The organism is Aeromicrobium flavum (genome assembly GCF_007992115.1).
Taxonomy (GTDB): domain Bacteria; phylum Actinomycetota; class Actinomycetes; order Propionibacteriales; family Nocardioidaceae; genus Aeromicrobium; species Aeromicrobium flavum.
On sequence record NZ_BJZQ01000007.1, the window covers coordinates 69136 to 82443 of the forward strand.

A 13308-nucleotide genomic window follows, 5' to 3' on the forward strand; every position below is an offset into this window, starting at 1 on the left:
TACATTCAAGGCATGGATCTACCCCCCGAGGACGCGAAGCTCGTGACCCTCGCCCGCTCCTCCCGCGCCCGCCTCGGTGTCGCCCAGGGAGCCGCCGTGCGCGACCTCGACGGTCGCACCTACGCCGCCGCGACGGTCCACCTGGACACCCTGACGATCTCGGCCATCGACCTCGCGGTCGCCATGGCGGTGTCGTCCGGCGCCAAGGGCCTCGAGGCCGCGGCGCTGGTCACCGAGGGTGACGTGCCCGTCGGCCTGGACGCGGTCATCGAGTTCGGCGGCGTCGGGGTCACCGTGGTGGTCGCCGACCCGCAGGGCGCGGTCGACACGGTGCTGACGACATGAGCACGCCCGAGGGGTTCCGCTCCGGCTTCGCCTGCTTCGTCGGCCGTCCCAACGCCGGCAAGTCGACGCTGACCAACGCGCTGGTGGGCGGCAAGATCGCCATCACCTCCTCGCGGCCGCAGACCACGCGCCACGCCATCCGGGGCCTCGTCCACCGTGACGACGCCCAGCTGGTGCTCGTGGACACGCCGGGGCTGCACAAGCCGCGCACGCTGCTGGGCCAGCGGCTCAACGACCTGGTCCGCACGACCTGGGCCGAGGTCGACACCGTCGGCATGTGCCTGCCGGCCAACGAGAAGATCGGGCCGGGCGATCGCTACCTGATCAAGGAGATCGCGGCGCTGCGCAAGAAGCCGGTGATCGCGGTCGCGACGAAGACCGACCTGGTGTCGCCGGATCGGTTGATCCAGCACCTGAGCGACATCGGCGCTGCCGGCGTGGAGGCCGGCCTGACGTGGAGCGAGGTCGTGCCGGTCTCGGCCGTCAACGGCGACCAGGTCGAGCTGTTGGCGTCGCTGCTGATCGACACGCTGCCGCCCGGCCCGCCGCTGTACCCCGAGGGCCAGCTCACCGACGAGCCCGAGGAGACGCTGATCGCGGAGATCATCCGCGAGGCGGCGCTCGAGGACGTCCGTGAGGAGCTGCCCCACTCGCTGGCCGTCGTCGTCGACGAGATCGTGCCGCGCGAGGACCGGCCGGAGGACCGCCCCCTGCTGGACGTGCGTGCCAACGTCTATGTCGAGCGCGACAGCCAGAAGGGCATCATCATCGGCAAGAAGGGTGCCCGGCTCAAGCAGATCGGCATCGACTCCCGCGGCCAGATCGAGCGGCTGCTGGGCACGCCGGTGCACCTCGACCTGCACGTCAAGGTGGCTAAGGACTGGCAGCGCGACCCGAAGCAGCTGCGTAAGCTCGGCTTCTGACTCGCCGCCGGATCAGCGCGGAGCGTGCGTCAGCAGCTGCTCGCTGAGCCGGTCGAGCAGGGGCGAGTCGAGCTTCCAGCGCTGCCAGTAGAGCGCGACGCGGGTCGTCGATCGGCCCAGTCGTGCCAGGCGCCCGGCATCCACTCCGTCGGAGGCCTGGTCGTGGGGGAGCAGGCCCCAGCCGAGCCCGGCCTCGATCGCGGCACGGAAGTCGTCCGAGGACGGCACCTCGTGCACGACCCGCGGCTCGCGGTCGGTGTGGCGGCGGAGCTCGTCGTGCTGCAGCCGGTCCTTCGCGTTGAACACGACCATCGGCAGGGCGGACCAGTCGGGGCGACCGCCGAGCCGCGCGACCAGCGCCGGGTGCGCGACGGGCAGGTAGCGCATGGTGCCGAGCGCAGTGACCGAGCAGCCCTGCACGGGGGAGGGGTCGCTCGTGACGGCGCCGACGACCTCGCCGCGACGCAGCAGATCGTGACTGTGGCCCTCGTCCTCGACGCGCAGGCGCAGCGCCACCTCGCCCCACGCGGCGACCTCGGTCAGCACCGGGCGGAACCACGTGGCGAGCGAGTCGGCGTTGACGGCCAGGGTGAGCTCGGTCGGACCGTCGGCGAGCGCCTCGGCGAAGACCAGCTCGAGCTGGCGTCCGAGCCGGACGAGCGAGGCACCGGCCTCGGTCGGGACGCACGGCGACCCCCGGCTGACGAGGACCTTGCCGACCGCGCTCTCGAGGGCGCGGACGCGCTGGCTCACGGCACTCGGCGTGACGTGCAGCTGACGGGCGGCGGCCTCGAAGGAGCCGTGGTCGGCGATCGCGACGAGGGCGGCGAGCTGCGCGGGGGCGACGTCCACCGACCCAGTTAAGCATCGCTTCATCAACTGCAGGATCATTCGTTGGACTTCATCTGGTCGCGCGCCTAGCGTCGGTGGCGTGCTGCACGCCCTCGTGACCGGAATGCTGACCGGCCTGTCCCTCATCGTCGTCATCGGCGCACAGAACGCCTTCGTCCTGCGTCAAGGGATCCGCCGGGCGCACGTCGGGCTGGTGGTGGCGATCTGCGCCGTCAGCGACGTGGTGCTGATCCTCGCCGGGGTCGTCGGCATCGGAGCGATCGTCGAGCGCGCGGGATGGGTCATCGACGTCGTCACGTGGCTCGGCGTGGCGTTCCTCGTCTGGTACGGCATCGGCTCACTCCGGCGGGCTCGCCGCCCCGAGACGCTCGAGACGGCCGGCCAGACGGTGCGCCTGCGTCGCTCGGTGGCCCTGCAGGCGCTCGCCCTGACGTGGCTCAACCCGCACGTCTACCTCGACACCGTGATCCTGCTGGGCTCGATCGCCCAGACCCACGGGTCGGTCGACCGGTGGTGGTTCGCCGCCGGCGCCTCGATCGGCAGTGTCGTGTGGTTCTCCAGCCTCGGCCTCGGCGCGACGAGGCTCGCCCCGCTGCTGGCGCGACCGCGGGCATGGCAGGTGGTCGACCTCGTGATCGGCCTGGTGATGTTCGTGATCGCCGCGTCCCTCGTCTGGTGACACCCGTGCCGGTGCGTGCAGGATGGGACACGTGGATCCTGTCGAGGCGCTGCGCGAGACCGCGTTCTGGTTGGAGCGCGAGCGCGCGTCCAGCTACCGGGTCGAGGCCTTCCGCAAGGCGGCGGCGGCCCTGTCCGACCTGTCGCCCGAGGAGGTCGCCGAGCGGGCGGGCAGCGGCGCGCTCGCGCGGATGAAGGGGCTCGGTCCCCGCACGGTGACGGTCGTCGAGCAGGCGCTCGCCGACGAGGTGCCGGCGTACCTGGCCGACCTCCGGGAGCGGAACACCGAGTCGCTGGCCGAGGGCGGTGGCGAGCTGCGCGCGCTGCTGCGCGGCGACCTGCACAGTCACTCGGACTGGTCCGACGGCGGCAGTCCCATCGAGGAGATGGCACGCGCGGCGGCGTGGCGGGGGCGCGAGTACCAGGCGCTCACCGACCACTCGCCCCGGCTCACCATCGCCAACGGCCTCAGCCGCGAGCGTCTGGAGGTGCAGCTCGAGGTCGTGGACGAGCTCAACGATCGGCTCGACGGGATGACGTTGCTGACCGGCATCGAGGTCGACATCCACCTCGACGGGACCCTGGACCAGGACGACGACCTCCTCGGCCGGCTCGACGTCGTGGTGGCCAGCGTGCACTCCAAGCTCGCGATGGACGCACCGTCGATGACCCGTCGCATGGTCGCCGCGGTCTCGAACCCCCACACGGACGTGCTCGGGCACTGCACGGGCCGGCTCGTCGAAGGCGGACGCGGCACGCGGCGTCAGTCGCAGTTCGACGCCGAGCAGGTCTTCCGCGCGTGCGCCGACCACCAGGTCGCGGTCGAGATCAACTCGCGTCCCGAGCGCCAGGACCCGCCCGACGAGCTCATCGACCTGGCGAACGAGCTGGGCTGCCTGTTCGCGATCAACACCGACGCGCACGCCCCCGGCCAGCTCGACTTCCTCGACCACGGTGCCGCCCGGGCCGCCGCGCGAGGCATCGACCCCGATCGCATCGTCACGACCTGGCCACTGGAACGTCTGCGCACCTGGCTGACCCGCTGAGTTGCACGTTGCGCCCGCTCCCGGCGGCGTGTCGCGTGCGGAACGTGCAACTCAGCGCATCAGGAGGGCGGCGAGTGTGCCGCCGAGCTCGGTCGCGGCCTCGAGGTGCGGCTCGACGTCGCCGGTGAAGACCAAGGGAGGGGCGGCCAGCGACCACTGCAGGCCGGTCGTGATCGACTCCATCGCGCGCTCGGCGCCGATCGTGTCGTAGCCGCCGCGGATCCAGTAGGAGAACGGCCGCTTGGCCGTCGGCTCGCGGACCTCGTTGTAGACCGAGTCGAAGAAGTGCTTGAGCGCACCCGAGATGTAGCCGAGATTCGCGCTGGTGCCGAGGAGGTAGCCGTCCGCGGCGAGGACGTCGTCGACGGTGGCCTCCAAGGCAGTCCGCACCACGACCTCGACGCCCTCGATCGCCTCGTCGCCGGCTCCGGCGAGGACCGCGTCCGTCAGCTCGGCGAGGCGCGGGGTCGGGCTGTGGTGGACGACGAGGAGGCGGGCCATGACGCCACCGTATCGGCGCGGCCACGTGATCACGTATCCGAAATTGCTCGGTGTGCCTAGGATCGGGCGCATGGACTTCGCGGCAGCAGCACAGTCCGTTCTCGACAACGTCGGCAAGGTCATCGACGGCAAGCAGCACGCCATCGAGACCGCCCTGGTCGTGACCCTGGCCGAGGGTCACCTGCTGATCGAGGACGTCCCCGGCGTGGGCAAGACCGCCCTGGCCCGCGCCCTCGCCCGCTCGGTGGACTGCTCCGTGCGCCGCATCCAGTTCACGCCCGACCTGCTGCCCTCGGACGTCACCGGCGTCTCGGTGTTCAACCAGGCGGCGTCGCAGTTCGAGTTCAAGCCCGGCTCCGTCTTCGCGAACATCGTGATCGGCGACGAGATCAACCGTGCCTCGCCGAAGACGCAGTCCGCGCTGCTCGAGGCGATGGAGGAGCGCCAGGTCTCGGTCGACGGCACGACGTACCCGCTGCCGGCGCCGTTCATGGTGGTGGCCACGCAGAACCCCTTCGAGATGGAGGGTACCTACCTGCTGCCGGAGGCGCAGCGCGACCGCTTCATGGCCCGGATCTCGCTGGGGTACCCGGATGCCGACGCCGAGCTGGCGATGCTGCGCGATCGCGACCTGCAGGATCCCGCGGCGCTGCTCGAGCCCGTCGTCATGGTCGACGACCTGCAGCAGATGATCGCCCACGTGCGGGCGGTCCACGTCTCGGAGTCCGTCGAGAGGTACATCGTCGCGCTGGCCCGGGCGACCCGTGAGTCCGGCGACCTGCGGCTGGGCGCCAGCCCGCGCGCGACCCTCCAGCTGGTCCGCGCCGCCAAGGCCCTCGCCGCCGTCCGCGACCGCGAGTTCGTGCTGCCCGACGACGTCGCCGAGCTGGCGCCGGTCGTCCTCACCCATCGTCTCGTCCCCCTGCGGGGCGGCGGTTCGGCCGACGAGGTCGTCGCCGACGTGCTGCGCCAGGTCCCGGTCTGACCATGTGGCTCACGGGACGCTCGGTCGCCCTCATCGCGACCGCGGTCGTGAGCCTCGCGCTGGCCGTCATCGCCGGCATCCCGGCGCTGCTGTACGTCACCGGTCTGTGCGCCGGACTGGTCGCGGTGGCCGTTCTGCTGGCCCTGCTGTCGCGGCCCCGGATCGAGCTGCACCGCCACGTCGAGCCCGCGATCGTCGAGCCGGACGAGCCGGTCGAGGTCGAGCTGGCCCTCACCGTGCGCTCCGGCGTGCCCGTCGTGGCCGGCCAGTGGCGTGAGCGGCTGCCCAGCACCGTGCTGGGCACCGCGACCGGGACGGTGCCCGTGACGGACGAGCCCGCCGTCGAGCTGCGCTACGAGGTGCGCGGCCGTCGTCGCGGGAGCCACGAGGTCGGCCCGTTCTCGGTGATCGTCGGCGACGCGTTCGGCCTCGTGCAGCGGTCGCTCTCGACCGGCGGGCGCGACCGGTTCATCGTCCTGCCGCGCCGGAGGCCGCTCGACGTGCGCGTCGGCCCGGCCGGCGCCACGGACGGGGCGACCCGGCTGCATCCCACCTCGGGGCTGGGCCAGGACGACGTCATCGCGCGGCCCTACCTGCCCGGCGACGCGCTCAAGCGCTGGCACTGGAAGGCGACCGCCCACCACGGCGAGCCGATGGTGCGCCAAGAGGAGTCGGAGGTACGCCCGACCGTGCTGGTCGTGCTCGACACCGACCCGCGGGTGCACGACCACGCCGGCTTCGAGTGGAGCGTCTCCGCGGCCGCCTCGGTCGTCGCGCACTACGGCGACCGCGGCTTCGACGTCGACCTCGCCTGCGGCCCGACCTTCGTCTCGCTGGAGTCAGGCCACGGCCTGCAGGACGCGCTGGTCACGCTCGCGCTGGCCGAGCCCGACTCGTCGCCCGTCGTCGTGCCGGCGCGCGAGCGGACGACCTTCGTCCTGACGGGCTCCCTCGACACCGCCGCGGCCGCCCGGCTCGTGGACGCGGTCCCGTCCCGCGACACCATCGCCTTCGTCGCCCGGGGCGCGTCCGACGCGGGTCGCTCGGTGCTCACGACCGCGGGATGGCACGTCGTCGAGCGCGACGTCACCGACGACCTCGCGTCCACGTGGGACGCCGCGACGGGAGTGTCCGCGCGATGAGCCGCACCCGGCTCGACGAGCTCTCCGACACCGCCGTCGTCCTGTTCGCCTCGGCGGTGCTGCTCGGAGGCTTCGCGCCGTTGTTCGACGGCACCCGGTGGGCGGTCACGGTGCTGTCGGTCCTGGTGCCCGTCGGTGCGGTCATCGCCGTGGTGCGGCTCAGGGCGCCCACGTGGGGGAGCCCGCTGGGGGCGGTGGCCGCTCTCGTCATGCTGACGTGGGTGTTCGTGCCCGGCACGACGGTCCTCGGCATCCCCACCCCGCGCTCGCTCGGCGCGCTGGTCGACCTGCTGGGCCGGTCGCGCACCGTGATCGTCGAGGAGGTCGCACCGATCACCCCGCCCGACTCCGTCGTGCTGCTGGTCGCCTCGTCGGTCGTGGTCACCTTCGTGCTCGCCGACGCGGTCGCCCGGCAGACCTGGCGGGTGCCGCTGCTGGGCCTGCTCTGGGCGACGATGCTCGTGGTCCCCAGCGTCATCTCGATGCAGATGCCCGCGTGGTGGGTGTTCCTCGGCACGGCTGCGGCCTGGCTCTGGCTCTGGTGGTCGGAATCGCCGCACGTGGGGGTCCTGCCGACCGGCGCGGCGGCCTTGACCGGCGTCGGCGCCCTGCTGGTGGCGCTGGCCCTGCCCGCCGTCGGCCCGGACATCGAGCCGACCTCGAGCGACTTCGGCGTCGCCGAGAGCCAGGTCTTCGGCACGGGGATCAACCCGATGATCGAGCTCGGCCGGAACCTGCGCCAGTCCAAGCCCCGACGCGTGCTGACCTACTCGACCGACGCCACCTCGGGCCAGTACCTCAAGGTGGCCACGCTGCGTCAGTTCAACGGCCGGACGTGGAGCCCTAGCCCCGTCTCGGGCGACCTCGACATCGAGGGCGTCGACGACCTCCAGCAGACCATCGAGACCGAGGAGCAGGTCACCCGGGTCCGCATCGAGAGCCTGCGCTCCAGCTACCTCCCGGTGCCGTACCCCGCCACCCAGATCCGCGGGCTGGAGGGCGACTGGCAGTGGCTCCGCGACGGCAGCACGGTGCGCGCGCAGGGCCGCACCACCAGCGAGGACCAGACCTACACGGTGACGAGCATCGACCGCCGGCCGACGGCCGAGCAGATCCGCCGTGCCGACCCCGGCGGACGCGGGCTCGATGCCTACCGCACCCTGCCCGACCGGGTGCCCGGGCTCGTCTCGCGGCTCGCCCGCGAACGCGCCGGGAGCGCCACGAACGACTACGACCGCATGGTCGCGCTGCAGGACTGGCTGCGCACCGACTTCTCCTACTCCGTCGAGGCCCCGGTCGCGGAGGGCTACGACGGCAACGGGCTCGACGTGATGGAGGAGTTCCTGCGCCAGCAGACCGGCTACTGCGTCCACTTCGCCTCGACCCTGGCGGTGATGGGGCGCGTGCTGGACGTGCCCACCCGGGTCGCGGTGGGCTACGCGCCCGGCGACAGCGTCGTGGGCCGCTCCTCGAGCGGGACGACGTACGGCGTCGACTCTGACGACCTGCACGCGTGGACCGAGGTGTACTTCGACGGGATCGGCTGGGTCCCGTTCGACGCCACGCCGGGCATCGGCGAGGCCACCGAGTTCGCCGAGGAGGTGGCGGAGGGCGAGGGTGCGGGCCAGGACTCGGAGGTGCCCGAGAGCGACGCGCGCGACGACCGCACCCTCGACGCCCAGGACGACGAGGCGGCCGCCGCGGCGGCCGAGGAGACGGGCTCCTCGTGGCGGCCGGCGCTCCTGGCGATCGCGGTGCTGGCGGTGCTGGGCGCCGTGCCCGGCGTGGTGCGGCAGCTGCGCCGCCGTCGCCGCTTCAGTGCCGGCCAGGACTCGAGCGAGCCGCTGTGGAGCGAGATCGCCGACACGGCGCGCGACCTCGGCATCGACCCCGATCCTGCCGAGACGCCGCGCGGCTTCGCCCGACGGCTCGGCGACCACGGGGTCGACGCGACCCCGCTCGGAGAGGTGGTCGGCGCCGTCGAGCGCGACCGCTACGCCGGCGGCGGCACCGTCACGTCTCGCGTCGCCGAGGCGCGGCAGGTCGTGGAGTCGCTGGAGGCGTCCAGCGACCGTCGCACGCGGTGGCTCGCGCGGGTGATGCCGCGGTCGCTGCTGCGCTGACCTACCGCTCCCAGACGGAGAGGTCGGGCCCCTTCGGGACGATCTGCGTCGGGTTGATGTCGGTCTGCACGACGTAGTAGTGCTGCTTGATCTGCTCGAAGTCGGTGTTGTCGCCGAAGGCGGGGTGCGCGTACAGGTCGCGCGCGTAGCGCCACAGGTTCGGCATCTCGGTGAGCAGGTTCCGGTTGCACTTGAAGTGCGCGTGGTAGACCGCGTCGAAGCGGGCGAGCGTCGTGAACAGTCGCACGTCGGCCTCGGTGATCGCGTCGCCCATCAGGTAGCGCCGGTCGGCGAGGCGCTCCTCGAGCCAGTCCATCGCGGTCCACAGCCGGTCGTATGCGGTCTCGTAGGCCTCCTGCGAGCCGGCGAAGCCGCAGCGGTACACACCGTTGTTGACCTCGGTGAAGACGCGCTCCATGACCTCCTCCATCTCGTCCCGGACGTCGGCCGGCCAGAGGTCGGGGGCGTCGGGGGAGTGGTGCTCGCGCCACTCGAAGAACAGGTCGTGCGTGATCCAGGGGAAGTCGTTGGTGACCACGTGCCCGGTGGCGACCTCGACGATGGCGGGGACGGTGATGCCGCGCGGGTAGTCGGGGTAGCGGGCGAAGTACGCGTCCTGCAGGCGCTCGATCCCCAGCACCGGGTCGACCCCGCCGGGATCGAGGTCGAAGGTCCAGCTGCGCTTGTCGTGCGTGGGTCCGGGGAGGCCGACGCTGATCACGTCCTGCAGGCCCAGGAGGTCGCGGACGATCAGTGCGCGGGTCGCCCACGGGCACGCCTTGGCGGCGATCAGCCGGTAGCGACCGGGCTCGACGGGCCACGTCGGCGCATCCGTGACGGGGGCCTTGCCGGTGCCCGCCCGGTGGTCGGCCGGCGCTCCGCCGCCCTGCGTGATCCGGTCGGGGATGTAGTTCATGTCGCGGTCGAAGGCCGCGCCGGCCTTCACGTACGAACCGGTCGTGGCGAGCGCATCGTCGGGCATGCTCCGACCCTAGCCACGCAGGCCGAACCGTGCCGTCCGTCCCCGGTGTTAGGATGGTCGCATCATGCGGATCGCGAACCTCCTCCTTCGCCGCCGCGTCGAGGTCCTCTGAACCAGGTCGGACCCCTCGGCGCGGAGTCAGTCATGACCGGCCGCTGCATCGCTCGACGATCCCCGAGGAAGACCTCATGAAGAACAACCCTGTCTCGCCCCAGCAGCCCTCCGCCATGCCGTTCGGCCGCTACCAGCCCTTCACGCCGATCGACCTGCCCGACCGCACCTGGCCGGGCAAGCAGATCACCGAGGCGCCGCGCTGGCTGTCCACCGACCTGCGCGACGGCAACCAGGCGCTGATCGACCCGATGACCCCCGCGCGCAAGCGACGCATGTTCGACCTGCTCGTGCGGATGGGCTACAAGGAGATCGAGGTCGGCTTCCCGTCGGCCAGCCAGACCGACTTCGACTTCGTCCGCTCCCTGGTCGAGAGCGACGCGATCCCCGAGGACGTCACGATCTCGGTGCTGACCCAGGCCCGCGAGGACCTGATCGAGCGCACCGTCGAGTCGCTGGTCGGCGCCCCGCGCGCCAACGTCCACCTGTACAACGCCGTCGCCCCGCTGTTCCGCCGCGTGGTGTTCAACGTCGACCGCGACGAGTGCCGCGCGATCGCCACCCGCGGCACCGAGCTGGTGATGAAGTACGCCGAGCAGCTGCTGGGCGACACCGCCTTCGGCTACCAGTACAGCCCCGAGATCTTCACCGCCGCCGAGTTGGAGTTCAGCCTGGAGGTGTCCGAGGCGGTCATGGACGTGTGGCAGCCGGAGGGCGACCGCGAGATCATCCTCAACCTGCCCGCGACCGTCGAGATGGCCACGCCCAACACGTACGCCGACCAGATCGAGTGGTTCAGCCGTCACATCAGCCGCCGCGACGCCGTCGCGATCTCGCTGCACCCGCACAACGACCGCGGCACGGCCGTCGCCGCCACCGAGCTGGCGATGATGGCCGGTGCCGACCGCGTCGAGGGCTGCCTGTTCGGCCACGGCGAGCGCACCGGCAACGTCGACCTGGTCACGCTGGGCATGAACCTGTTCAGCCAGGGCATCGACCCGCAGATCGACTTCTCCGACATCGACGAGGTGCGCCGCACCGTCGAGTACTGCACCAACCTGCCCGTCCACCCGCGCCACCCGTACGCGGGCGACCTGGTCTACACCGCGTTCAGCGGCTCGCACCAGGACGCGATCAAGAAGGGCCTGGAGGCGCTCGACCGTCAGGCCACCGAGCAGGGCGTGCCCGTCTCGGAGCTGCCGTGGGAGGCCCCCTACCTGCCGATCGACCCGCACGACGTGGGCCGCACGTACGAGGCCGTCATCCGGGTCAACAGCCAGTCCGGCAAGGGCGGCGTCGCGTACATCATGAAGTCCGAGCACCAGCTCGACCTGCCGCGTCGCCTGCAGATCGAGTTCAGCCGCGCCATCCAGTCGATGAGCGAGGGCGAGGCCGGCGAGATCCAGCCCGAGGAGATCTGGGGCGCGTTCACCCGCGAGTACCTGGAGCGCGACGAGCCTTACGCCTTGACCCGGTTCACCTCGGTCACCACCGAGGACGGCCGTGACGAGCAGGTCGTCGATCTCGTCGTCCGGGGCGACGAGCGCTCGTTCAAGGGCGAGGGCAACGGCCCGGTGGCGGCGTTCGTCGACGGCATGCGCCAGGCCGGATCCGACATCCGCGTGCTCGACTACAGCGAGCACGCCCTCAGTTCCGGTGGCGACGCCAAGGCCGCGGCCTACGTCGAGTGCGAGATCGCCGGCGAGGTCGTGTGGGGCGTGGGCATCCACGAGAACATCGTCACCGCGTCCCTGCGCGCCGTGGTCTGCGCGGCCAATCGCGCCGAGGCCACGACGATCCCGGCTCACTGACCGAAGAGACCACCGGCCCGCCAGCAGTGCTGGCGGGCCGGTGGTCTGTCCGGGGGCGGGTCACTCGATGGTGCCGGTGCCCTCGCCCTCGACGCGCTGGTCGTGCAGCAGCTCGCCCTCGGCGTCGACCGGGGTGACGGTCGCCTTGAACGTGATCTTCGAGCTCTTCTGGTGGTGGAAATTCTCGCCGTAGGAGTACGTCTGACCCTTCTCGAGCGTGTAGACGGGCGGCTCCTGGGCGGTGCCGGGCTTGATCGGGAAGCTCACGACTCCCTGCGACTCGTAGAGCGCCGAGTCGGTGATGCCGCCCATGCCCTGCGCATACGCCCAGTCGTCGTAGCGTGCGGAGATGTTGACCAGGGAGGAGCCCAGGTCGACCGCGTCGCCGTTGTTGGTGACGACGTAGTTGACGAACACGAGCGGGTCGCCCTGGGCGATCAGCGGCTTGTTCGTCTTCGGGTCGACCCACATGCCCTGCTTGGGCGCCGGAGCGGTGCCGACCTGGTGGACGTCGACCGTGATGTCGCCGACCTCGAAGGTCGAGATCTTCTCGCCCGGGGTGGCCGTCGAGGCGGCCCAGGCGGGCTGGTCGCCGGAGGCGGGGTCGGCCGCGGCGGACGCCGAGGGCTCCTCGGTCGGAGCCTCGGACTGCGCGGTGGTGGCCCGGTCGGTGGCGGTCTCCTCGTCGGAGCCGCCGCAGGCGCTCAGCGTGAGCAGGGCGGTGACGGCGGCGGCGGTCAGGGCGGTCTTGATCGGTCGAGCGGTGTGCACGGTGATGTTTCCCCCGAGAGTGGTGATGGCAGCGTGGGTCGGATGACCCACCGATCACCGTGTCACGGCGCGGGCGGGCTGTGATCCCCCGGAAGCGTGGGGTCAGCCTCGCGGCAGGGCGGCGGTGACGGCGCGCAGCAGGGGCCGGTCGCGCTCGCCCGAGCGGACGACCGCCCGGATCTCACGGCCGAGCTTCGCGCCTGCCGGCACCGTGGTGTGCAGGCCCGGGCGGTCGACGTCGATCGCCAGCTGGGGCAGCATCGTGACGCCCTGGCCCGCGGCGACGGCGCGCGACAGCAACTGCAGGTCGTCGGTCTCCCAGCGCACCTGCGGCTCGAACCCGGCCTGGCGGCACGCGTACCGCACGGCCTGGCCGCAGGCGGCCTCCGCGGGCGGCATGACCCAGCGTTCGTCGGCGAGGTCGGCGAGCGCGGTGCCCGCGCTGAACGGCTCGCGACCGATCAGCACCAGGGGCTCGCGGTGCACGGTCGTGGCGGTGACGCGGGACGGGATGGCCATCGGGGCGTGCTCGTAGACGTCGACGAGGGCCAGGTCGATCCGGCCCTCGTGCAGGGCCGCGAGGCTCGACTGCGGCTCGGCCACGGTGACCGTCGCGTCGATGCCGGGGTGCTCGCCGGTCAGGTGCGCGAGGGCGGGCAGGACGAGGGCCTGAGCCGCCGACGCGATCGTCCCGATCCGGACACGCCCCACGAGGTGGTCGTCGAAGCCGTCGATGTCGCCGCGAGCGGCCTCCAGCAGCCGGACGAGCGACCGTCCCCGCTCGGCCAGCACCTCGCCGGCTGCGGTCAGGGCCACGCCGCGGGGGAGTCGCTCCAGCAGCGGCACCCCGCACTCGCGCTCGAGCGTCGTGAGCTGCTGCGAGACGGCCGACGCGGTGATGCCGCTGGCGCGGGCGGCGCCCGCGATCGAGCCGTGGTGGGCCACGTCCACGAGCAGTCGCAGGCGGGTCGGGTCGGGCAGGTCCTTCACGGCGCGGGTCTCCTCAGGCATTAGAACAACTTACGGTGGACAGTCTGC

The 13308-nt window shown here is 72.0% G+C and carries 13 protein-coding genes; 8 read left to right on the forward strand and 5 right to left on the reverse strand.

Annotation, left to right across the window (positions count from 1 at the left end; genetic code table 11):
• Nucleotides 1–12: 12 nt before the first annotated feature.
• Together AFL01nite_RS08920 and era are read left to right on the forward strand one after the other, a co-directional pair.
• Nucleotides 13–345, forward strand: a complete 333-nt coding sequence (locus AFL01nite_RS08920) for a cytidine deaminase-like protein (protein ID WP_146827330.1) — start codon at nt 13–15, stop codon at nt 343–345.
• On the forward strand, nt 342–1268 hold the full coding sequence (era, locus tag AFL01nite_RS08925) for a GTPase Era (RefSeq protein ID WP_146827331.1): 927 nt from the start codon (nt 342–344) through the stop codon (nt 1266–1268). Before AFL01nite_RS08920 ends, era begins: the two co-directional genes overlap by 4 nt.
• 12 nt (nt 1269–1280) lie before the next feature.
• Here the strand turns inward: era and AFL01nite_RS08930 are convergent, their stop codons facing one another.
• Entirely contained in the window at nt 1281–2120 is an 840-nt protein-coding gene (locus AFL01nite_RS08930; RefSeq protein ID WP_246119654.1) for a LysR family transcriptional regulator ArgP, read from the reverse strand.
• A gap of 79 nt (nt 2121–2199) precedes the next feature.
• Between AFL01nite_RS08930 and AFL01nite_RS08935 the strand changes: the two genes are divergently transcribed.
• Nucleotides 2200–2799, forward strand: coding sequence for a LysE/ArgO family amino acid transporter (locus AFL01nite_RS08935; protein ID WP_222593460.1), 600 nt, complete (start codon nt 2200–2202; stop codon nt 2797–2799).
• Between the two features lie 22 nt (nt 2800–2821).
• Nucleotides 2822–3844 carry a PHP domain-containing protein gene (locus AFL01nite_RS08940; RefSeq protein WP_222593461.1) on the forward strand — a complete coding sequence of 341 codons (1023 nt, stop codon included), beginning with the start codon at nt 2822–2824 and terminating at the stop codon, nt 3842–3844.
• Between the two features lie 51 nt (nt 3845–3895).
• Here AFL01nite_RS08940 and AFL01nite_RS08945 read toward each other — a convergent pair whose 3' ends face one another.
• Nucleotides 3896–4345: a flavodoxin family protein gene (locus tag AFL01nite_RS08945; RefSeq protein ID WP_146827333.1), complete on the reverse strand. Its 450-nt coding sequence runs from the start codon at nt 4343–4345 to the stop codon at nt 3896–3898.
• A 70-nt stretch (nt 4346–4415) separates the two neighbouring features.
• Here AFL01nite_RS08945 and AFL01nite_RS08950 point away from each other — a divergent pair, with 70 nt between their 5' ends.
• From AFL01nite_RS08950 to AFL01nite_RS08960, 3 genes are read left to right on the forward strand one after another with little or no spacing between them, the layout of a single operon-like run.
• Nucleotides 4416–5330: an AAA family ATPase gene (locus AFL01nite_RS08950; RefSeq protein ID WP_146827334.1), complete on the forward strand. Its 915-nt coding sequence runs from the start codon at nt 4416–4418 to the stop codon at nt 5328–5330.
• 2 nt (nt 5331–5332) lie between these two features.
• A complete protein-coding gene (locus AFL01nite_RS08955; RefSeq protein WP_146827335.1) occupies nt 5333–6472 on the forward strand; it encodes a DUF58 domain-containing protein in 1140 nt (379 codons plus the stop codon).
• Nucleotides 6469–8595, forward strand: a complete 2127-nt coding sequence (locus AFL01nite_RS08960; RefSeq protein ID WP_146827336.1) for a transglutaminase TgpA family protein — start codon at nt 6469–6471, stop codon at nt 8593–8595. The genes AFL01nite_RS08955 and AFL01nite_RS08960 overlap by 4 nt, the downstream gene beginning before the upstream one ends.
• Before the next feature lies 1 nt (nt 8596).
• Here the strand turns inward: AFL01nite_RS08960 and AFL01nite_RS08965 are convergent, their stop codons facing one another.
• The gene (locus tag AFL01nite_RS08965) at nt 8597–9577 is read right to left on the reverse strand and encodes a glutathione S-transferase C-terminal domain-containing protein (protein WP_146827337.1); all 981 of its coding nucleotides are present in this window, start codon (nt 9575–9577) and stop codon (nt 8597–8599) included.
• A 188-nt stretch (nt 9578–9765) separates the two neighbouring features.
• Here AFL01nite_RS08965 and leuA point away from each other — a divergent pair, with 188 nt between their 5' ends.
• Complete coding sequence (leuA, locus tag AFL01nite_RS08970; RefSeq protein WP_246119655.1) at nt 9766–11499, forward strand: 2-isopropylmalate synthase; 1734 nt, start codon at nt 9766–9768, stop codon at nt 11497–11499.
• 60 nt (nt 11500–11559) lie between these two features.
• On the opposite strand, the gene AFL01nite_RS08975 is transcribed toward leuA, so the two are convergent.
• Nucleotides 11560–12270, reverse strand: a complete 711-nt coding sequence (locus AFL01nite_RS08975; protein ID WP_222593463.1) for a hypothetical protein — start codon at nt 12268–12270, stop codon at nt 11560–11562.
• A 102-nt stretch (nt 12271–12372) separates the two neighbouring features.
• The gene (locus AFL01nite_RS08980; RefSeq protein ID WP_146827338.1) at nt 12373–13281 is read right to left on the reverse strand and encodes a LysR family transcriptional regulator; all 909 of its coding nucleotides are present in this window, start codon (nt 13279–13281) and stop codon (nt 12373–12375) included.
• Between the last annotated feature and the right edge of the window lie 27 nt (nt 13282–13308).